This window comes from Vibrio sp. HS-50-1, from assembly GCF_024747315.1.
GTDB lineage: Bacteria > Pseudomonadota > Gammaproteobacteria > Enterobacterales > Vibrionaceae > Vibrio > Vibrio diabolicus.
This window is the reverse complement of record NZ_JAMPZF010000027.1, coordinates 1-22181: the sequence shown is the minus strand read 5'-3', so window position 1 is coordinate 22181 and position 22181 is coordinate 1. Positions and strand designations below refer to the sequence as shown.

General features: G+C 45.9%; 19 protein-coding genes. 5 read left to right on the top strand and 14 right to left on the bottom strand.

Features of this window, described 5'->3' with window-relative positions; genetic code table 11:
• Nucleotides 1-154 precede the first annotated feature (154 nt).
• A complete protein-coding gene (purD, locus tag NDJ01_RS14190; RefSeq protein WP_258586890.1) occupies nt 155-1444 on the top strand; it encodes a phosphoribosylamine--glycine ligase in 1290 nt (429 codons plus the stop codon).
• An 82-nt stretch (nt 1445-1526) separates the two neighbouring features.
• On the opposite strand, the gene NDJ01_RS14185 is transcribed toward purD, so the two are convergent.
• Nucleotides 1527-2225, bottom strand: coding sequence for a DUF1481 domain-containing protein (locus NDJ01_RS14185; protein ID WP_171058463.1), 699 nt, complete (start codon nt 2223-2225; stop codon nt 1527-1529).
• A gap of 39 nt (nt 2226-2264) precedes the next feature.
• Nucleotides 2265-2537 carry a nucleoid-associated protein HU-alpha gene (gene hupA, locus NDJ01_RS14180; protein ID WP_005382524.1) on the bottom strand — a complete coding sequence of 91 codons (273 nt, stop codon included), beginning with the start codon at nt 2535-2537 and terminating at the stop codon, nt 2265-2267.
• A gap of 253 nt (nt 2538-2790) precedes the next feature.
• Here hupA and NDJ01_RS14175 point away from each other — a divergent pair, with 253 nt between their 5' ends.
• Nucleotides 2791-3924 (top strand): hemolysin family protein, encoded by a 1134-nt coding sequence (locus tag NDJ01_RS14175; RefSeq protein ID WP_065644986.1) that lies wholly within the window; start codon nt 2791-2793, stop codon nt 3922-3924.
• A gap of 80 nt (nt 3925-4004) precedes the next feature.
• Here NDJ01_RS14175 and NDJ01_RS14170 read toward each other — a convergent pair whose 3' ends face one another.
• Nucleotides 4005-4592 (bottom strand): YjaG family protein, encoded by a 588-nt coding sequence (locus tag NDJ01_RS14170; RefSeq protein WP_005382520.1) that lies wholly within the window; start codon nt 4590-4592, stop codon nt 4005-4007.
• A gap of 66 nt (nt 4593-4658) precedes the next feature.
• Here NDJ01_RS14170 and NDJ01_RS14165 point away from each other — a divergent pair, with 66 nt between their 5' ends.
• Both NDJ01_RS14165 and NDJ01_RS14160 read left to right on the top strand, forming a co-directional pair.
• A complete protein-coding gene (locus NDJ01_RS14165; RefSeq protein ID WP_258586889.1) occupies nt 4659-5582 on the top strand; it encodes a D-2-hydroxyacid dehydrogenase in 924 nt (307 codons plus the stop codon).
• 7 nt (nt 5583-5589) lie between these two features.
• On the top strand, nt 5590-6162 hold the full coding sequence (locus tag NDJ01_RS14160; RefSeq protein ID WP_258586888.1) for a uracil-DNA glycosylase family protein: 573 nt from the start codon (nt 5590-5592) through the stop codon (nt 6160-6162).
• Between the two features lie 240 nt (nt 6163-6402).
• Here the strand turns inward: NDJ01_RS14160 and hemE are convergent, their stop codons facing one another.
• Complete coding sequence (hemE, locus tag NDJ01_RS14155) at nt 6403-7470, bottom strand: uroporphyrinogen decarboxylase (protein ID WP_005397282.1); 1068 nt, start codon at nt 7468-7470, stop codon at nt 6403-6405.
• Between the two features lie 246 nt (nt 7471-7716).
• On the bottom strand, nt 7717-8514 hold the full coding sequence (nudC, locus tag NDJ01_RS14150) for an NAD(+) diphosphatase (protein ID WP_258586887.1): 798 nt from the start codon (nt 8512-8514) through the stop codon (nt 7717-7719).
• Between the two features lie 177 nt (nt 8515-8691).
• Between nudC and NDJ01_RS14145 the strand changes: the two genes are divergently transcribed.
• Nucleotides 8692-9183: an Rsd/AlgQ family anti-sigma factor gene (locus NDJ01_RS14145; RefSeq protein WP_031780615.1), complete on the top strand. Its 492-nt coding sequence runs from the start codon at nt 8692-8694 to the stop codon at nt 9181-9183.
• A 200-nt stretch (nt 9184-9383) separates the two neighbouring features.
• On the opposite strand, the gene rpoC is transcribed toward NDJ01_RS14145, so the two are convergent.
• The 9 genes from rpoC to NDJ01_RS14100 form a co-directional block, all read right to left on the bottom strand.
• Nucleotides 9384-13586, bottom strand: a complete 4203-nt coding sequence (rpoC, locus tag NDJ01_RS14140; RefSeq protein WP_005397277.1) for a DNA-directed RNA polymerase subunit beta' — start codon at nt 13584-13586, stop codon at nt 9384-9386.
• 103 nt (nt 13587-13689) lie between these two features.
• Entirely contained in the window at nt 13690-17718 is a 4029-nt protein-coding gene (rpoB, locus tag NDJ01_RS14135) for a DNA-directed RNA polymerase subunit beta (RefSeq protein WP_005397275.1), read from the bottom strand.
• 252 nt (nt 17719-17970) lie between these two features.
• The gene (rplL, locus tag NDJ01_RS14130; protein WP_005397273.1) at nt 17971-18339 is read right to left on the bottom strand and encodes a 50S ribosomal protein L7/L12; all 369 of its coding nucleotides are present in this window, start codon (nt 18337-18339) and stop codon (nt 17971-17973) included.
• Nucleotides 18340-18396: 57 nt separating this feature from the next.
• Nucleotides 18397-18891, bottom strand: a complete 495-nt coding sequence (gene rplJ / locus NDJ01_RS14125) for a 50S ribosomal protein L10 (protein WP_005397270.1) — start codon at nt 18889-18891, stop codon at nt 18397-18399.
• 293 nt (nt 18892-19184) lie between these two features.
• On the bottom strand, nt 19185-19886 hold the full coding sequence (gene rplA / locus NDJ01_RS14120; RefSeq protein WP_005384683.1) for a 50S ribosomal protein L1: 702 nt from the start codon (nt 19884-19886) through the stop codon (nt 19185-19187).
• Between the two features lie 4 nt (nt 19887-19890).
• Entirely contained in the window at nt 19891-20319 is a 429-nt protein-coding gene (rplK, locus tag NDJ01_RS14115; protein WP_005384682.1) for a 50S ribosomal protein L11, read from the bottom strand.
• 164 nt (nt 20320-20483) lie between these two features.
• Nucleotides 20484-21032 (bottom strand): transcription termination/antitermination protein NusG, encoded by a 549-nt coding sequence (gene nusG, locus NDJ01_RS14110; RefSeq protein ID WP_005384681.1) that lies wholly within the window; start codon nt 21030-21032, stop codon nt 20484-20486.
• A 13-nt stretch (nt 21033-21045) separates the two neighbouring features.
• Entirely contained in the window at nt 21046-21426 is a 381-nt protein-coding gene (gene secE / locus NDJ01_RS14105; protein WP_005397258.1) for a preprotein translocase subunit SecE, read from the bottom strand.
• Between the two features lie 266 nt (nt 21427-21692).
• A partial coding sequence (locus tag NDJ01_RS14100) for an EF-Tu/IF-2/RF-3 family GTPase (protein ID WP_258586886.1) occupies nt 21693-22181 on the bottom strand: 489 nt, incomplete at its 5' end.

The following is a 22181-nucleotide window of genomic DNA, read 5'->3' as shown; positions in this document are numbered from 1 at the left end:
TTTCCTCATCGTATTTGGCACTGTGGCATTGTTAACTGCTTTCGCCCACCCCGGTTACGTAGCTGGCTATGTTTCCGAGATGGGCTCAATTGTTGCCTAGCCACATCATCAACTACTTTGAGTAAACAGTATTTATAAGATTAAGGATTTTCATATGCGAGTTTTAATCATTGGTTCAGGCGGTCGTGAACATGCGCTAGGCTGGAAAGCAGCGCAAAACCCAAATGTTGAGACTATTTTCATTGCTCCAGGCAACGCAGGTACGGCACTAGAGCCAAAACTAGAGAACGTAAACATCGATGTAGAAGACATCGCTGGCCTTGTTGCTTTCGCCAAAGAGAAGGTAATTGAACTGACTATCGTTGGCCCAGAAGCACCATTGGTTATTGGTGTGGTGGATGCGTTCCGCGAAGCGGGCTTACCAATCTTTGGCCCTACCCAAGCCGCAGCGCAGCTTGAAGGCTCTAAAGCGTTTACTAAAGACTTCCTTGCTCGTCACCAAATCCCAACCGGTGCTTACGCAAACTTCACAGAAATTGAACCAGCGCTTGCTTACGTGCGTGAGCAAGGTGCGCCGATTGTGGTGAAAGCCGACGGCCTTGCGGCTGGTAAAGGCGTGATTGTGGCAATGACGCTAGAAGAAGCCGAAGACGCAATCAAAGACATGCTAGCAGGCAACGCATTTGGTGACGCAGGCAGCCGCGTGGTTATCGAAGAGTTCCTCGATGGTGAAGAAGCAAGCTTCATCGTGATGGTGGATGGTGAGAACGTTCTGCCAATGGCCACCAGCCAAGACCACAAACGCGTAGGTGACAAAGATACAGGTCCTAACACTGGTGGCATGGGCGCGTACTCGCCAGCTCCTGTGGTCACACCAGAAATTCACAACCGCATCATGGAAGAAGTCATTTACCCAACGGTACGTGGCATGGCGTCTGAAGGGAACCCATACACAGGTTTCCTATACGCGGGTCTGATGATCGACAAAGATGGCACTCCGAAAGTGATCGAGTACAACTGCCGCTTCGGTGATCCAGAGACACAACCAATCATGATGCGTATGGAATCGGATCTGGTTGATCTTTGCTTGGCTGCGATTGACCAAAAACTGGATCAAGTGGAATCAAAATGGGATCCACGTGCGTCGATTGGTATCGTACTCGCAGCCGGTGGTTACCCAGCAGCGTACAACAAAGGCGATGTGATCTCTGGTCTGCCACAAGTTGAAATTGAAGGCGAGAAAGTCTTCCACGCGGGTACAGACAATAAAGATGGCAACATCGTAACAAATGGTGGTCGCGTATTGTGTGCAACTGCGTTGGGCAACATCGTATCAGAAGCGCAGCAACGCGCTTACGAGCTTGCAAAACAGATCAGTTGGGACGGCATGTTCCATCGCAGTGACATCGGCTACCGTGCGATTGCACGTGAGCAAGAAAAATAAAAACAACTTAAGTTGGCTAAAAAACAAAAGGCGCATTCAGCGCCTTTTTTATTACTCTGTCAGCAAGTAAGTCTCACCAAGCTTACTCAGCGAGTAATGCTGGTCGTGGTACACAATCAAAGTCATCATCATTGAGCATCAACAGTTCATCAACCGTTGCTTTAGTTCGTGACTGCTTGCCGACAAAAGCCACGTAACTGTCTACAGATGAGAGACGCTCGATAATAAATTTTGGCAACGTCTGATTAAACTCGAGTGTCGAGAACGCTCTACCTTTGCAGGTTTCAAACGATTGGCCATTCCAATAACCTTGAATGAGGCTCTGACTGTTACGAGACTGCGCCTTAACCGACGCCACTACATCATTCGCTTCTGTCTTGTAACGTTCTAATTGTTCATGCTGAAGTGGTAAGACTTTACGATTAACGCGATATTGTTGGTAAACCGCTTCGCCATCTTTATTAAAACGGATGTGGATTTGAAAAGGCACCAACTCTTGCTTGGTATCAGCTTGCTCACCTTTTCGAATCAACTCTCGAAGCTCACCTTCATCCCAACGGTAGTCACTTTGAAACCAGCCATTATCCCCCATCGTTACGTAGTCCGCAGCCGTACTCACGCGAGTGAGTTTCTCGGTCATCCAGTACAAGCTACTTGCGTCTCCAGCAACTTTGCCGCCAGAGAAGTGAGTGAATTGTTCTAAATTAGGAGTTTCAACCGACGAACAGCCAAAAAGGGTAAAGCTAGATAAGAGAAGTGAAGCGAGTAGATGTTTTTTCATAAAGTTGCACCGAGGCAGGATACCTCGGTGCATTCTAACTTAGTTTACTGATTCTTTCAGCGCTTTACCTGCTACGAATGCAGGTACGTTAGCTGCTGCGATTTGAATCTCGTCACCAGTCTTAGGGTTACGACCAGTACGTGCAGCGCGGTGGTTTACTTTGAATGTACCAAAACCAATTAGTTGAACTTGGTCACCCTCTTTAAGTGCACCAGTTACACCATCAAGAGTCGCTTCAAGAGCAGCTTTTGCTTGTGCTTTTGATAGGTCTGCTTTCTCTGCGATAAAGTCGATTAATTGGGTCTTGTTCATTAGGTTTCCCTTCTCATAGGTTATCGAATTCGTCTCACTCTAAAACATAAATGCCCCATCTGGCAAAGGTTTGTAAGCGATCTTTCGATTTTCTGACGTACTTTTAGCCATAATATGAGTAATAACTCACAATTTGTTACCACATACCCCCTGAAAACCCTTGCTTTCCAAGGTATTTGGACCAATTTATAAGGCACTTTTGCGGTTATAATAGCTGCAAATAACCACTATCAAACTACATTCAAGGGCAACTATGCTGCTGTTATCCATTTATATCTCTATTGCAATCGGCATTTCGTTTATCTGTTCGGTGCTGGAGGCGGTACTGCTGAGTATCAGTCCGAGCTACATTGCGCAGCTCAATCAACAGGGGCATCCCGCAGCTGGGCAACTGGCTAAGCTAAAATCAGATATCGACCGGCCATTGGCATCCATTCTGACTCTAAACACCATCGCTCATACCATCGGCGCGGCCACTGCTGGTGCACAAGCTGCGGTTGTATTTGGTAGCGAAGCGTTAGGTATCTTTTCGGCAGTGCTCACACTGGCGATCTTGGTGCTTTCAGAAATCGTACCGAAAACAATTGGCGCAACTTACTGGCGTCAATTGGCGCCAACCGCGGCAGTCGCATTACGTTGGATGGTATGGGCGCTAACGCCATTCGTATGGTTTTCAGAGCAAATCACCAAGCGTCTTGCTCGTAACCACGAAGCTCCGAAAATGCGTGATGAACTGTCTGCAATGGCGATTCTAGCACGTGAAAGCGGTGAATTTGCCGAGGGTGAATCAAAAATATTAAGCAACTTGCTTGGCATCCAAGATGTACCTGTAACGCAGGTTATGACGCCACGTCCTGTGGTATTCCGTATCGATGCCACGATGACCATCAATGAGTTCCTAGAAAAACACAAGGATACACCTTTCTCCCGCCCATTGGTTTATAGCGAGCAGAAAGACAACATCATTGGTTTTGTGCACCGCCTTGAGTTGTTCAAACTGCAACAATCAGGTTGTGGACAGAAACAACTGGGAGCAATCATGCGCCCGATTCAAGTGGTGCTAAACAACACGACTTTACCGAAAGTGTTTGACCAGATGATGACTCATCGCCTACAGCTAGCCCTTGTCGTTGACGAATACGGTACTGTGCAAGGCTTGGTGACGTTGGAGGATATCTTTGAACACCTCGTGGGTGAAGAAATCATCGATGAAGCGGATAAAAGTACCGACATGCAAGAGCTGGCTTACCAACGCTGGGAAAGCTGGAAAGAAATGCACGGCGTAATCGAAAGCCGCGATGACGATGAAGAAGAGGAAGAACTGGAGAAGCATCACAAGGAGCCAGAAACTCAAGAAGCGACAAAACCAGATTCTAAAGAATCGTAATCAACATTGGGCATAACCGCTCAAACGTCGCAAACAAAAAGGCATCCATTTTAGGATGCCTTTTTCTATCTATTCAACGACTAAAGTGCGATACCGATATTGCTCACACCTTCTTCACGTAACTCTTCACGTAAATCTTTAATCAAGCTGATGTCACGCTCTACCGCTTCACGCAGTGGACGGAAAATAGCCCACTGCACGTCCCATTCTTCACATACGGCTTCATTTTCTTTCTGATTGTCGTTGGTGATTGGCTCTGCACCTTGCGCTTGCTCTAGATCAGCAACGGTTTGTACCGACTGTTGGCTCACTTTAAGCATTGAATCGAAAAGGTAGTCGCGATCCAATAGGCCATGCAGTAACGTAGACAAACCCTGACACGCGTCCATCGCTGGGTAAACCCCGTAAAAATCGAACTCATCCGCACTTGGGAACAACTCTTCTAACTTCTCTAATTGACGTTCGAAGTTAATTTTCGCGTTCTTAACTGTCAAAATTTCCCATACACTATCAAGAATCGCTCGGTAAGCACGCGGGTCAGCAAATTCTGTGTTCTCACAAAACATCGCATAGTTTGGATACATGCGTTCACATAGACACGCCATAAAGGTAATTTGTTGCCAAGGTTCTAGTTTTTCTAAACGAACCTGAAGAGGATTCTTAAGCATAGTCACTCAATCATTGAAGAAAAAAACAGCGAAAGTGTACTTGATTCATCACAGGGAAAAAAGTTAATGCCGCATTCAAATCAGATTTTCCTGCTCTCAGAGCATCGTGACACCTACGAAACGTTATTGACGGAGAGAAAGCTACCAGATCTGAGCATCACTGATAAGCCAGAGGAAGCTCAAATAGTTCTTGCCGATCCGCCATTACTATCCAATAGATTAGACGAGTTTTCACAGCTTGGGTGGGTACAATCGACATTCGCCGGCGTCAATGCACTAATGCTACCTAACCTTCGTCAGGACTACACCCTGACCAATGTTCGAGGCATCTTTGGCCCACTGATTGCCGAATATGTGCTGGGGTACAGTATTGCCCATTACCGCCACTTCAACCGATACCACCAGCAACAACAAAACAAACGATGGCAGCCTCATCTCTATACATCATTACAAAGTAAAACCATGGTGATTCTCGGTACTGGTAGCATTGGGTGTTATTTGGGCAACGCAGCTAAAGCAATGGGAATAAAAACAATCGGTATGAACCGCATAGGTATTCCGACCTCAGGTGGTGAATTTAATCAGACCTTTCATATCAGTGAACTAAGTAAGGCATTTGAACAAGCCGACATTGTTGTGAATACCCTACCAAGTACACCGGAGACGCAACAGTTACTTAATCGTCAAACACTCAGCCATCTAAACAAGGCGTTATTATTCAACGTGGGTCGCGGCGACGTACTGGATGAGGCAGGGTTGCTCTTCGCTCTGAAAAACCGTTGGGTAGAACACGCCTTCTTAGATGTGTTTGAGCAAGAACCGCTATCGGTAGAACATCCGTTTTGGAAACTTCCGCAAGTAACCATCACCCCTCACATCGCGGCGTTAAGTTTCCCCGAGCAAGTGATCGACATTTTTGCAGACAACTACTTGAGTTGGAGGGACGGTTTCTCTCTAAATAATCAAGTTGATTTCGACAAAGGGTATTAGCCGTTTTATGTCTCTAGAAACATTGCTTCAACAAGTGCGCGCCTGTCAGATTTGCGCGGATAATTTACCTTTGGGCGCAAACCCTGTCGTACAAGCCGCAAAAGACGCACGCATCCTAATCATCGGTCAGGCCCCAGGCACACGTGTGCACAAAACCTCGATACCTTGGAATGACCCAAGTGGTGATCGATTACGCCAATGGCTCGATATCGACAAAGACGTTTTCTACGACCCAAATAAAATTGCCATTGTCCCAATGGGATTCTGTTATCCAGGCAAAGGGAACTCTGGTGATTTACCGCCTCGTAAAGAATGTGCGCCCACTTGGCATAAAAAGATTCTTGAGCAGCTGCCCAATATAGAGCTCACTCTACTAATTGGTCAGTACTCGCAGCAGTACTACCTGGCCAATAAGCCCAAAACACTCACGCAAACTGTTCAGCGATGGCAGGATTGGGAACCTGATTTTATCCCGCTTCCTCATCCTTCTCCACGTAATACATTGTGGTTAAAGAAGAATCCTTGGTTTGAATCTGAAGTCGTGCCATACCTTAAAAAACGCGTTCACTCGATGCTTTAGGTTACCCATGATCTAATTGCTTTTTTATCTGTACAAGAAAATAAGCACACAAACACAAAACCACTAAGCTGTTGTTTATAATAAGATTAAACAATAAGCGTACAGACTAAATAGTAATTAGGTCATAGTAGGCCAAATACTACTAGAGCTGTACAGCCTTGAGTCTCAGATAGAAAAACTGAATTTTAGGTAAAAAAATACCGGCACTGAATGCCGGCATTTGATTTCAAAAAATCTAACTTACTTGTGGTATGGCTTAGATAACTCGTGTACCGCATCCACAAACACGCCTGCGTTTTCTGGCGGCACATCCAAGTGGATACCGTGACCTAGATTGAACACATGACCAGTCCCCGTATCACCAAATCCTTCTAGGATATCCGCAACTTCTTCGCGGATGCGCTCTGGCGAAGCGTAAAGCATGGATGGGTCCATGTTACCTTGCAGCGCCACTTTATCACCGATACGTGCTTTCGCGTCTGCAATGTTGATTGTCCAGTCTAGACCAACCGCATCACAGCCCGTTGCTGCGATTTGCTCAAGCCACATACCGCCATTCTTAGTAAACAGTGTGACTGGCACGCGACGACCATCGTTTTCACGAATCAGACCATCAACGATCTTGTGCATGTATTGTAGCGAGAACAGATTGTAGTCACGAGGCGTCAGTACGCCACCCCATGTGTCAAATACCATTACCGACTGCGCGCCTGCTTTAATTTGCGCGTTTAGGTACTCGATAACGCTGTCTGCCAGCTTATCTAGAAGTAAGTGCAGAGTTTGTGGTTCCGCGTACATCATCTTCTTGATCTTGGTGAAGGCTTTAGAACTGCCACCTTCGATCATGTACGTCGCAAGAGTCCACGGGCTACCAGAGAAGCCAATTAACGGCACTTCACCCTTAAGGTCTTTACGGATCTGACGTACTGCATTCATTACATATTGCAGTTCACCTTCTGGATCTGGCAAACCAATTTTTTCCACGTCAGCTTTGCATGTAATTGGGTTATCAAAAACAGGTCCTTCACCCGCAGCAAAACGCAAACCAAGCCCCATGGCATCTGGAATCGTTAAGATGTCCGAGAATAAGATCGCAGCATCAAGAGGAAAACGGCGTAATGGTTGAAGTGTCACTTCGGATGCTAATTCTGCATTTCGACACAAAGACATGAAATCACCCGCTTCTGCACGAGTCGCTTTGTATTCTGGTAGGTAACGACCTGCCTGGCGCATCATCCATACTGGCGTGTAATCTACCGGCTCTTTTAAAAGCGCACGCAGATAACGATCATTTTTTAATTCAGTCATTCCGTAATTCCAACTGTTAGGCTTTCTGTGAAAGGGGGTATTCTATCACTGATTTAAGTCCAATAGCTGTGTGCTTTGCAACCTGGATCAAGTTATTAACTTTTAAATCAATGCTTAATTTGCACCCAATCGGTATCAGTGTTAAAAATTTGTTCGCTAGCGAAAACTACAATTATAAACTGAGTACCCAGTACTCAGCATCTCATAACGACATCTTACTTACCCCTCCCTCTCGGAGGGTTTTTTTTATCTATTTATCAGATAATTAGAATCAATATCTTGTAGCGTTTGTTCGATAAGCGCTCTTGCAATCGTTCCTTTAGGCGCAACAGGCGGCATCTCGTCAATACCAAACCATTGTGCATCAGACAGCTCAGTGTAGTCTGGACTTAACTCTCCCGATTCATAGTCAGCTAAAAACCCCATCATCATACTCGATGGGAAAGCCCAAGGCTGGCTGCCAAAGTAACGAATATTTTTAACGAGAATTCCCGTTTCTTCATGAATTTCTCGAGCCACACACTCTTCTAATGTCTCACCAACTTCTAGAAAACCCGCAATGACGGTATACATACCATTTCGATGCCTAGGATGTTGGGCCAATAAGATCTGGTTCTCTTTACGCACAGCAACGATAATACACGGAAATATTCGAGGATAATGGAGAGTACGGCATTCGCCACACTGCATAGCTAACTGGTTATTATTAAGAAAGTTTCTTCCACCACACTGTGGGCAAAAACGCAGACTTTGCGTCATATGCCCATACTGGACCGCTTTACTTAACAACATAAATAATGGCTCAGGAAAATGCAGGCAGTCGCGCAGTGAGACTAATGGTAGATCATGCTCCAAATCAGACAAATTAAGCCACATGACGGACGAACCAGAATACTCACCAATGGGTCTTGCACTCACTTCAGGCAGTGATAACTGCTCTGCAGACCCGAAAGGCACAGCACCATCCACCAGCCAAATTTCACTTCCTGCAACAACACACCAGTATGCATTTATCGCGCGGTTAACATCACCTTTTCTTAACATTACACCATCCCTTTGCTTGAAGTTCGTTCATTTTACTGGCAATCTAATTTCATACTAGAGTTTGTCGTTAAGTAAATTTGCACTCTAAATTCTAGTAAGGACAAGAGTTTGTAATAACTTTACTAACTTTGCTTTGCAAAGGATACGTTCGCCAACAGGCGATCAGATCATGAGGGCATGGTCATGCTAAAAAAATTCAAACAAACACAAGACCAGTGGGGTGGCTCAAGTGATGTCATTGATCACTGGTTAGAGACAAGACAATCCCTGATTGTTGAATATTGTAAGCTTGCAGCACTGCAACCTTGTTCGAAAACCAATGTTATTGAACTCCCATCTCCTTCCGAATTGCAGGATTTCTGTCAGCATCTCGTTGATTACATCTCCGAGGGCCATTTTAAAATCTATGACATGGTTATGGATCGCTGGAAAGCGACTGGCTTTGTCGTGACCAATGAAATCAATCAAACTTATGGTCAAATAGTCCTGACAACTGAACCACTATTGAACTTTAACGATAAGTACTCAGAAGTTACTGAAGATGATGAATTAGATGATTTCGATTCTGATATGTGTCTCATTGGCGAAATTCTTGAGACTCGATTTGAAGTCGAGGACTATCTGATACAGCAGATCGCAGAAAGTCTGTCTATGCCCCCAGGGGCTTAGTGTTTGCGAACATTCAGAGACTGAAGGATAGAAAAGACTGACGATCATCGTCGGTCTTTTTTGTTTCTAGCCTTAGCACTATTACCTTCTCTAAGAACCCTCTCTAAGAACCCTCTCGAAGAAAAAGGCAGGATAAAAACTAAAAAGGCACCCGAAGGTGCCTTTTTTCTTAAGCTTCTAACGATTACTCGTTAAATGGCTTACTCTTCAGAAGAGAAACCAGCGTTTAGAAGTGCCGCTAGGTTGTCCGTTGCTTGCTCAGCAGAAGGACCATCTTGCGCTTCAGAACGTTTAGCTTGACGCTCTTGGTGGTATGCGAAACCAGTACCAGCTGGGATCAGACGACCAACAATTACGTTCTCTTTCAGACCACGTAGGTCGTCACGCTTACCAGAAACTGCTGCTTCTGTTAGTACGCGAGTTGTCTCCTGGAACGATGCCGCAGAGATGAACGACTCAGTCGCTAGAGACGCTTTAGTGATACCTAGTAGTTCACGTTCGAAACGTGCAGGCTCTTTGCCTTCAGCTTCTAGGTTACGGTTAGCAATCTTAACTTGTGAGTACTCAATCTGCTCACCAGGTAGGAACTCAGAGTCACCAGAGTGAGTAATAGTACACTTACGTAGCATCTGACGAACGATAGTTTCAATGTGCTTATCGTTAATCTTAACGCCTTGTAGACGGTAAACTTCCTGTACTTCGTTAGCAATGTACTGCGTTACCGCGTGTACGCCACGTAGACGTAGGATGTCGTGTGGAGACTCTGGACCATCTGCGATCACGTCACCACGTTCAACTTTTTCACCTTCGAATACGTTCAACTGACGATGCTTAGGAATCATCTCTTCGTAAGCTTCACCGCTTTCACGTGTGATCACTAAGCGACGTTTACCTTTGGTCTCTTTACCGAAGCTCACAGTACCTGTGTGCTCAGCAAGGATTGCAGGCTCTTTCGGCTTACGTGCTTCAAATAGGTCAGCAACTCGTGGAAGACCACCGGTGATATCTTTGTTACCGCCAGACTTCTGAGGAATACGTGCTAGTGTCGCACCAACACCTACTGCTGCGCCATCTTCGATGTTTACAATCGCTTTACCAGGTAGGAAGTAGTGAGCTGGCATATCAGTACCAGGGATCATTACATCGTTACCTTGCTCGTCAACAAGTTTGATAGCTGGACGCATATCTTTACCTGCTGAAGGGCGAGCTGCTGGGTCAGTTACTTCGCTTGAAGATAGACCAGTTAGGTCATCAGTTTGACGAGATACTGTTACGCCGTCGATCATATCTACGAACTGGATGCGACCTGCTACCTCAGTAATGATAGGTAGTGTGTGCGCTTCCCAGTTTGCAACTGTTTCGCCAGCTTGAACTGTATCGCCATCGCCTTTGCTTAGTAGCGTACCGTAAGGCAGTTTGTGTTTCTCTTTCGTACGACCAAACTCATCAATAATAGTTAGCTCTGTCGCACGAGAAGTGATAACGATCTTACCGTCATCTGCTAGTACAGATTTAGCGTTGTGTAGCTTGATAGAACCGTTGTTCTTAACTTGAACACTGTTCTCTGCCGCTGCTGTCGATGCCGCACCACCGATGTGGAACGTACGCATGGTAAGCTGTGTACCTGGTTCACCGATAGACTGAGCAGCGATAACACCTACTGCTTCACCTTGGTTCACTAGGTGGCCACGTGCTAGGTCACGACCGTAACACTGTGCACAACAACCGAAGTCAGAATCACACGTTACTACAGAGCGCACTTTCATGCTGTCTACTGAGTTCTCTTCCATGATTTGACACCACTTCTCATCGATCAGGGTGTTACGTGGAATAAGAACGTCTTCAGTGCCAGGTTTTAGTACGTCTTCAGCAACAACACGACCAAGAGCAAGCTCAGAAAGTGCAACTTTAACATCACCACCCTCGATGTGAGGCATCATGTCAACACCCTCGTGAGTGCCACAGTCATGTTCAGTTACAACAACGTCTTGAGCAACGTCTACTAGACGACGAGTTAAGTAACCCGAGTTCGCTGTTTTCAGTGCCGTATCCGCAAGACCCTTACGAGCACCGTGCGTTGAGATAAAGTACTGAAGTACGTTTAGACCTTCTTTAAAGTTCGCTGTGATCGGCGTTTCGATGATTGAACCATCTGGACGCGCCATCAGACCACGCATACCCGCAAGCTGACGAATCTGTGCTGCAGAACCACGAGCGCCCGAGTCCGCCATCATGTAGATGCTGTTGAATGACTCTTGCTGTTCCTCTTCACCGTCACGGTTAACTACCGTTTCAGATGAAAGGTTTTCCATCATTGCTTTCGCAACACGGTCGTTGGTCGATGCCCAGATATCGATAACTTTGTTGTAGCGTTCGCCCGCAGTAACAAGACCTGATTGGTACTGTTCCTGGATTTCACGTACTTCTTCTTCCGCTTCTGCGATTTCAGTGTACTTAGCTGCTGGTACAACCATATCGTCGATACCAACAGATACACCAGAAAGTGCCGCGTATGCGAAACCTGTGTACATGATTTGGTCAGCGAAGATTACTGTGTCTTTCAGACCTAGTTTACGGTACGCCTCGTTAAGTAGGTTAGAGATTTGCTTCTTACCTAGCTTTTGGTTAACGATGCTGTACGGTAGACCAGCTGGCACGATTTGCCATAGCATTGCACGACCAACAGTGGTGTCTACCATCTTGGTCTCTGTAGTGCTGTTGCCGTCTTCGTCTACAACAGTTTCTGTAATACGTACTTTAACGCGTGCGTGAAGCTCAGCTTGTTTAGTGCGGTATGCTTTCTCAGCCTCTTCTGGGCCAGAAAGGTACATGCCTTCACCTTTCACGTTGATCTTTTCACGAGTCATGTAGTACAGACCCAATACAACGTCCTGAGAAGGTACGATGATCGGATCACCTGACGCTGGCGACAGAATGTTGTTTGTCGACATCATCAGAGTACGAGCTTCAAGCTGTGCCTCTAGAGTTAGAGGTACGTGAACCGCCATTTGGTCACCATCGAAGTCCGCGTTGTACGCCGCACAAACAAGTGGGTGTAGCTGAATCGCTTTACCTTCGATCAGTACAGGTTCGAACGCCTGGATACCTAGACGGTGAAGTGTAGGTGCACGGTTCAATAGTACTGGGTGTTCACGGATTACTTCGTCTAGGATATCCCAAACGACCGCTTCTTCACGCTCTACCATTTTCTTAGCAGCTTTGATTGTAGTCGCAAGACCACGAGTCTCTAGCTTGCTGTAGATAAATGGTTTGAATAGCTCAAGTGCCATCTTCTTAGGAAGACCACACTGGTGTAGACGAAGGTATGGACCTACTGTGATTACAGAACGGCCAGAGTAGTCTACACGTTTACCTAGAAGGTTCTGACGGAAACGACCTTGTTTACCCTTGATCATATCAGCAAGAGATTTCAGAGGACGCTTGTTAGAACCTGTGATCGCACGACCACGACGACCGTTATCGAGTAGCGCATCAACAGACTCTTGCAGCATACGTTTTTCGTTACGTACGATGATGTCCGGAGCAGCTAGCTCTAGAAGACGCTTCAAACGGTTGTTACGGTTGATCACACGACGGTATAGATCGTTTAGATCAGAAGTCGCAAAGCGACCGCCATCTAGAGGTACTAGAGGACGTAGATCTGGCGGAAGTACTGGAAGTACAGTTAGGATCATCCACTCTGGGTTGTTACCCGATGCGATGAACGCTTCTACCAGCTTAAGACGCTTAGTTACTTTCTTACGCTTAGTTTCAGAGTTTGTTGTCTCTAACTCTTCACGCATTTGTTCTGCTTCAGCGTGCATATCCATAGAACCTAGTAGGTCCTTGATAGCTTCCGCACCCATCTTAGCAGTGAACTCGTCGCCCCACTCTTCTAGACGATCTAGATACTCTTCTTCAGTAAGCATCTGACCTTTTTCTAGATCAGTCATACCTGGTTCTGTTACTACGTACATTTCGAAGTAAAGAACACGTTCGATATCACGTAGAGGGATATCCATCAGTAGACCGATACGAGACGGTAGCGATTTTAGGAACCAGATGTGAGCTACTGGTGAAGCCAGTTCAATGTGGCCCATACGGTCACGACGAACTTTAGTTTGTGTAACTTCTACACCACACTTCTCACAGATAACACCACGGTGCTTCAGGCGCTTGTACTTACCACAAAGACATTCGTAGTCTTTAACTGGACCAAAGATACGCGCACAGAACAGACCATCGCGTTCAGGTTTGAACGTACGATAGTTGATCGTTTCAGGTTTTTTAACTTCACCAAAAGACCATGAACGGATCATGTCTGGTGAAGATAGACCGATTTTGATTGCATCAAATTCTTCGGTCTTATGCTGTGCTTTTAGAAAGTTTAATAAGTCTTTCACAATCAGCTCCTGTAAGGAGTTAAAAGGAGCTCACTCGCTAAAGTGAGCACCTTCTTCCAAATAATCGCTTTGATTCTCTCGACTTTCATCAAGAGAGAAAGGATTACTCTTCGTCTTCTAGCTCGATGTTGATACCTAGCGAGCGGATCTCTTTCAACAGTACGTTGAACGATTCTGGCATGCCAGGTTCCATGCTGTGGTTACCGTCTACGATGTTCTTGTACATCTTAGTACGGCCGTTAACGTCATCCGACTTAACCGTTAGCATTTCTTGTAGCGTGTAAGCAGCACCGTATGCTTCTAGTGCCCATACTTCCATCTCACCGAAACGCTGACCACCGAACTGAGCTTTACCACCTAGTGGCTGCTGAGTTACTAGGCTGTACGAACCAGTTGAACGAGCGTGCATCTTGTCATCAACAAGGTGGTTCAGTTTCAGCATGTACATGTAACCAACAGTTACAGGACGCTCAAACGCATCACCTGTGCGACCATCAAATAGCGTTAACTGACCTGATGTTGGTAGATCTGCTAGCTCAAGAAGTGCTTTGATTGACTCTTCTGGAGCGCCATCAAATACAGGAGTCGCGATTGGTAGACCGCCACGCAAGTTCTTGATCAGAGTACGTACTTCATCATCAGATAGAGAAGCAATGTCTACTTTCTGGCGAGTGTCGCCTAGGTCGTAAACTTTTTGTAGGAACTCGCGGAATTTCGCTAGTTCTTGCTGCTCTTTAACCATCTGGTTGATCTTATCACCGATACCTTTCGCAGCCAGGCCTAAGTGTACTTCTAGGATCTGACCGATGTTCATACGCGAAGGTACACCCAGTGGGTTAAGTACGATGTCTACAGGCTGACCTTTCTCATCGTATGGCATGTCTTCAACAGGGTTGATCTTAGAGATTACACCCTTGTTACCGTGACGACCTGCCATCTTATCACCAGGCTGAATGCGACGTTTAACCGCTAGGTAAACCTTAACGATCTTCAGTACGCCAGGTGCTAAATCATCACCTTGAGTGATCTTACGACGTTTAGTTTCGAACTTCTTATCGAAGTCAGCTTTTAGCTCGTCCCACTGCTCAGCAAGTTGCTCAAGCTGAGTTTGTAGTGCGTCATCTTCTAGCGTTAGTTCTAGCCACTTCTTACGATCAGTCGTGTCTAGTTTCGCTTCAGAGTAACCGCCTTCAATCAATACAGCTTTAACACGGTTTAGAAGGCCACCCTCAAGAATCTGGAATTCTTCAGTTAGGTCTTTCTTCGCTTCTTTAAGCTGCATCTGTTCGATTTCAAGCGCACGCTTGTCTTTCTCTACGCCATCGCGAGTGAAGACTTGAACGTCGATGATCGTACCTGATACAGAGTTAGGTACACGTAGTGAAGTATCTTTAACATCAGATGCTTTTTCACCGAAGATAGCACGTAGTAGCTTCTCTTCAGGCGTTAGCTGAGTTTCACCTTTAGGTGTTACTTTACCAACTAGGATGTCGCCACCCTTAACTTCAGCACCGATGTAAACGATACCTGACTCGTCTAGTTTAGACAGAGCAGATTCACCTACGTTTGGAATATCAGCTGTGATCTCTTCAGAGCCCAGCTTAGTATCACGCGCCACACAAGTAAGTTCTTGAATGTGGATTGTCGTGAAGCGGTCTTCTTGAACTACGCGCTCAGATACTAAGATCGAGTCTTCGAAGTTGTAACCGTTCCAAGGCATGAACGCGATACGCATGTTTTGACCAAGCGCTAGTTCACCAAGGTCTGTTGAAGGACCATCAGCAAGAACGTCACCGCGTGATACAGGCTCACCTGGCATCACACATGGGCGCTGGTTAATACATGTGTTCTGGTTAGAACGTGTGTATTTAGTCAGGTTGTAGATGTCGATACCAGCTTCACCTGGTACTAGCTCTTCTTCGTTTACTTTAACAACGATACGAGAAGCATCTACTGACTGGATTACACCACCACGTTTCGCAACTGCAGTTACACCTGAGTCAACTGCTACGTTACGTTCAATACCAGTACCAACAAGCGGTTTGTCAGCTTTCAGTGTCGGAACTGCCTGACGTTGCATGTTCGCACCCATCAATGCACGGTTCGCATCATCGTGTTCTAGGAACGGGATAAGCGATGCAGCGATAGATACAACCTGGTTTGTCGCAACGTCCATGTACTGAGCGTGCTCACGAGGGTGTAGACCAGATTCACCTTTCTGACGAGCTGTGATCAGCTCATCTGCAAAAGTACCATCTTCGTTTAGCTTAGCGTTCGCCTGTGCGATAACGAATTGGCCTTCTTCGATTGCAGATAGGTAATCTACTTCGTCTGTTACTACGCCATCTACAACGCGACGGTATGGTGTCTCTAGGAAACCGTACTCGTTACAACGCGCAAACGCAGATAGAGAGTTGATCAGACCGATGTTTGGACCTTCAGGCGTTTCGATAGGACATAGACGACCGTAGTGCGTTACGTGTACGTCACGTACTTCGAAGCCAGCACGTTCACGAGTTAGACCGCCAGGACCCAATGCAGAAATACGACGCTTGTGCGTTACTTCTGATAGCGGGTTGTTTTGGTCCATGAACTGTGAAAGCTGTGAAGAGCCAAAGAACTCTTTAACTGCCGCAGAAATTGGCTTCGCGTTGATCAAGTCTTGAGGCATGATTGCGTCAAGATCGCCTAGGCTTAGACGCTCTTTAACTGCACGCTCAACACGTACTAGACCTACACGGAACTGGTTCTCAGCCATTTCGCCTACAGAACGGATACGACGGTTGCCTAGGTGGTCGATATCGTCCACTTCGCCCTTACCGTTACGGATCGCGATCAGCTTCTTCATCACTTCGATGATATCAGTTTCATCAAGTGTGCCTTGCTCTTGAGCATCTTCACGGCCGATAGAGCTGTTGAACTTCATACGACCAACAGTCGATAGATCGTAACGCTCTTCAGAGAAGAATAGGCTTTCGAATAGAGCTTCTGCAGCTTCTTTTGTTGGCGGCTCACCAGGGCGCATCATGCGGTAGATTTCTACCAATGCAGAAATACGATCAACCGTGCTGTCGATACGTAGTGTTTCTGACATGAATGGACCGTGGTCTAGATCGTTCGTAAATAGAACTTCTAGCGCTTTGTGGCCAGCCTGAGATAGATTCGCTAGTGCTTCCAGGCTGATTTCCTGGTTAGCGTTAACAATGATCTCGCCAGTTGCTTCATTGATGTAATCTTTTGATGCAACTTTACCTACGATGTACTCAACTGGTACTTCGATGTGATCAACACCATCTTTTTCTAGTTGGCGGATATGACGAGCTGTTACGCGACGACCTTGCTCTACGTAAACTTTACCATTCGCTTCGATGTCGAATGACGCAGTTTCACCACGTAGACGATCTGGAACCAACTCCATCAATAGAGTTTGGTCTTTCACTTCGAAGTTCACTTTCTCGAAGAAGAGATCTAGGATTTCTTCTGTCGACTTACCTAGTGCACGAAGAATGATCGATGCTGGTAGCTTACGACGGCGGTCGATACGAACGTACAAGTTATCCTTAGGATCAAACTCGAAATCAAGCCATGAACCACGGTAAGGAATAACACGTGCGTTGTATAAAACTTTACCTGAAGAGTGGGTCTTACCCTTATCGCTGTCGAAGAACACGCCTGGGCTTCGGTGCAGCTGGGATACGATAACCCTCTCGGTACCGTTAATAACGAAGGTACCATTGTCTGTCATGAGTGGAATTTCACCCATGTAGACTTCTTGTTCTTTAATGTCTTTTACAGTACCTGCTGGCGCGTCTTTATCAAAGATAACTAGGCGTAGTTTTACACGTAGTGGCTTTGAGTAAGTTACACCGCGGATTTGACATTCTTTAACGTCAAAAACTGGCTCACCAAGACGGTAGCTAACGTATTGCAGCTCAGAATTGCCGTTGTAGCTCTGAATCGGGAATACAGAACGGAAAGCGGCTTCAAGACCGTATTGACCTTCAGGATCCTGTTCGATGAATTTGTCGAACGAATCGAGCTGGATCGATAGCAGGTATGGAATGTCCAAAACTTGTGGACGAGTACCAAAGTCCTTACGGATGCGCTTTTTCTCGGTATAAGAGTAAACCATGGGGTTCCTCAGCTCGCTGATAAGTGACCCAAACTGTCCGCCCGCTCCTAGTTACTTAAGGGGGGTAAGGGACAGTGACTAATATAGCTGTTTACTGTAGTGACATTTCATTTCGTAAGAATGAAATGTTTTTTGCATGGATATCAGGCGCTTAAACAGCGGGAAAATTCGCCTATACCCTACAGCGCAAAAAGGCCGGTGGTTAAAAAACCACCAGCCAATTAGCCGTTAGGCTAAGAAACTATGCAATAATTACTTAACAGCAACAGTTGCACCAGCTTCTTCTAGCTGAGCTTTAAGAGCTTCAGCTTCTGCTTTCTCAACACCTTCTTTAAGAGGTGCTGGAGCGCCGTCTACAAGAGCTTTAGCTTCTTTAAGACCTAGGCCAGTTGCGCCACGTACTGCTTTGATTACAGCAACTTTGTTACCGCCAGCAGCTTCTAGGATTACGTCGAATTCAGTTTGCTCAGCAGCAGCTTCGCCGCCAGCAGCGCCGCCAGCTACAACAGCAGCAGCAGCAGAAACACCGAATTTCTCTTCCATTGCTTCGATTAGTTCAACAACTTGCATTACAGACATTTCTGCAACTGCGTCTAGGATTTGCTCGTTAGTAATAGACATAACAATTCTCTTTTAAGTCAACAATAAGTTTATTAAGCAACCAGTAAAAAGCAAGGCTTATGCCGCTGCTTCTTGTTTTTGATCGCGGATAGCTGCGATAGTACGCGCCAGCTTGCCAGCCGAAGCTTCTTTCATGCACATCATTAGGCGTGCAATTGCTTCGTCGTAAGTTGGTAGTGTTGCTAGTACTTCAGCGTCAGTTAAAGCGCCTTCATAAGCAGCAGCTTTGATCTCGAAATCTTTGTTCTCTTTAGCGAAGTCTTTGAAAAGACGCGCTGCAGCACCTGGGTGCTCATTAGAGAATGCGATTAGTGTAGGACCAGTGAAAGTGTCAGTTAGACACTCGTACTCAGTACCTTCAACCGCACGACGAGCAAGAGTGTTACGAACAACTCTCATGTAAACGCCAGCTTCACGAGCTTGTTTACGTAGAGAAGTCATCGCGCCAACTTGAACGCCACGAGAATCAGCTACAACTGCAGAAAGTGCACCACTGGCAGCTTCGTTGACTTCAGCAACAATTGCTTTTTTGTCTTGAAGGTTTAAAGCCATCTTGGATTTACTCCTGGTTGTCGTTACACCACTCACTATCATCACGACAGTGAGAGCTATTGAGGTGCTTCCCCAGAAGAAAGTTAACTATATTACATAGAGCTTTCTGTCAGTTCGGGCACCATCTACGTAGGATAATTAAGTTTGCTTTTACACAAACACCTACGGTCTTGGACGGAGACTGGGTCTTAATTCATTTCGAACTAGGAGACAGTTCAAAGAACCAAAGTTCAGCCCCAACCACAAATATTAGGCGCAAAATTATACACTAATTTTGCGCCTAAGCAAATAAATTATGCTTGAGTGTTCAGGCTAGCCTGATCAACAGCAACACCAGCACCCATAGTAGTAGAGATGCTTACTTTCTTCAGGAAAGTACCTTTCGCTGAAGATGGCTTAGCTTTCTTCAGAGCAACTAGAAGTGCTTCTAGGTTCTCTTTGATCTGCTCAGCAGAGAAGTTTGCTTTACCGATAGTAGTGTGGATGATGCCGTTTTTGTCGTTACGGTAACGAACCTGACCAGCTTTAGCGTTTTTAACTGCTTCAGCAACGTTAGGAGTTACAGTACCAACTTTAGGGTTTGGCATAAGACCGCGAGGACCTAGGATAGTACCTAGTTGACCTACAACGCGCATTGCATCTGGAGAAGCAACAACTACGTCAAAGTTCATTTCGCCTTTCTTAACTTGCTCAGCAAGATCTTCCATACCTACGATGTCTGCGCCAGCTTCTTTAGCTGCTTCAGCGTTAGCACCTTGAGTGAACACTGCAACGCGGATTTCGCGGCCAGTACCGTGAGGTAGTACAGTTGCACCACGTACGTTCTGGTCAGATTTACGAGCATCAATGCCTAGGTTAACAGCAACGTCTACAGACTCAACGAATTTCGCAGTCGCTAGTTCTTGAAGAAGAGCAACAGCTTCGTTGATTTCGTATTCTTTAGTTACGTCAACTTTTTCGCGGATTACGCGCATGCGCTTAGTTAGTTTTGCCATCTTATTAACCCTCTACCACTAGGCCCATTGAACGAGCAGTACCAGCGATAGAACGCTTCATCGCTTCGATGTCAGCACCAGTCATATCAGCAGCTTTAGTTTCTGCGATTTCTTGGATTTGAGCGTCAGTTACAGTACCAACTTTTTCAGTGTTTGGACGACCTGAACCAGACTTAACGCCAGCAGCTTTCTTAAGAAGAACTGCAGCAGGTGGAGTCTTAGTTACGAACGTGAAAGAACGGTCGCTGTATACTGTGATAACTACTGGAGTTGGTAGACCTTTCTCAATAGATTCTGTTTTTGCGTTGAACGCTTTACAGAATTCCATGATGTTCACACCGTGTTGACCTAGTGCAGGACCTACTGGTGGACTAGGGTTAGCCATACCAGCAGCAACTTGTAGCTTGATGTAAGCTTCAACTTTCTTAGCCATGATAATTCCTAAGTTTGGGTACAAACGCTAATCGCGGATCAGCTCCCCGTTTGTGTAAGAAACTTTTTACTTCACTTGAAGTAAAAAGGCGCGAAATTATAGTCATAATCCGCGCCTTATACAACCCTAAAAAGGTGATTTTTTATACTCTTTAACGAAGAGTCTTAGTCCAGCTTTTCAACCTGACCAAATTCAAGCTCAACTGGTGTCGCACGACCAAAGATCGAGACAGACACTTTCAGGCGGCTCTTCTCGTAATCCACTTCTTCAACAGTACCGTTGAAGTCAGCAAATGGACCTTCGTTAACACGTACCACTTCACCCGCTTCGTACATTGTACGTGGACGAGGCGCTTCACTCGCTTTCTCAAGACGATTAAGAATCGCGTCAGCCTCTTTATCCGTGATAGGTGCCGGACGGTCTGAGGTACCACCAATGAAGCCCATGACACGCGGCACACTGCGTACTAGGTGCCATGATTCATCGTTCATAATCATCTGAACAAGGACGTAACCTGGGAAGAACTTACGCTCAGATTTGCGACGCTGACCCGCGCGCATTTCTACTACTTCTTCAGTAGGAACCAGTACTTCACCGAATAGCTCTTCCATGCCGTGCATTTTGATATGCTCGCGCAGAGATTGAGCTACACGACCTTCAAATCCAGAGAAGGCTTGAACCACATACCAGCGTTTTTTTGGAGCTTCACTCATGAATAAAAACCCTCTATACCCCAGTTGCTAGAGCTACTAGACGAACCATAATTCCGTCAATACCCCATAGCACTAGAGCCATTACAATACTTACAGCTAAAACGATCAGTGTTGTTTGCATGGTTTCTTGGCGAGTAGGCCAAACAACTTTACGTACTTCCATACGCGATTCTTTTGCAAAACTGATCGCTGCTTTACCTTTAGTCGTTGTTGCTGCAACGCCTAAGGCAGCTGCAATAAGAACAACAACGCCTGCAGCACGAACCACTACAGACATTTCACCATACAGGTAATTACCCACAACAGCGGCAGCTGCCAATACGAAAGCGGCTAACCACTTAAACGTATCTGCTGCGTTTGAGCTATCAGGAGTTTCAGCATTATTTGCTTTCATAAAACCAACCTGTTACAAGTCTTAATATAGACGACAACAACCCCGCTGTTGCAGGGCAAACTCCATATCGCTGAAAAAATCAGCGTACTCTTCTTAAGATTAAGCATCTTTGCTTAATCTTGCTCTGCGCCCAACCCACTTCTGAACAAGAAAACAGCAAAAATAATGTTGAGTGCAGAAAAAGGGCATCAAATGATGCCCTTTTTGCTACTGGTTCGTCAAATCTAATTCAAGATTTTCCGAAAGCATCGCTAATTCGCTATGAATTAGTCGAAGATCTTAGCAACAACACCAGCACCTACTGTACGGCCACCTTCACGGATCGCGAAACGTAGACCTTCGTCCATTGCGATTGGTGCGATTAGCTCAACAGTCATCTGAACGTTGTCACCTGGCATTACCATTTCTACGCCTTCTGGTAACTGGATGTCACCTGTTACGTCAGTTGTACGGAAGTAGAACTGTGGACGGTAGCCTTTGAAGAATGGAGTGTGACGACCACCTTCATCTTTAGACAGTACGTATACTTCTGATTCGAACTTAGTGTGTGGAGTGATTGAACCAGGCTTCGCTAGTACTTGACCACGTTCAACTTCGTCACGCTTAGTACCACGTAGAAGTGCACCAACGTTCTCACCTGCACGGCCTTCGTCTAGAAGCTTACGGAACATCTCTACACCAGTACATGTTGTAGTAGTTGTTTCCTTGATACCTACGATAGCAACTTCGTCACCTACAGTTAGGATACCACGCTC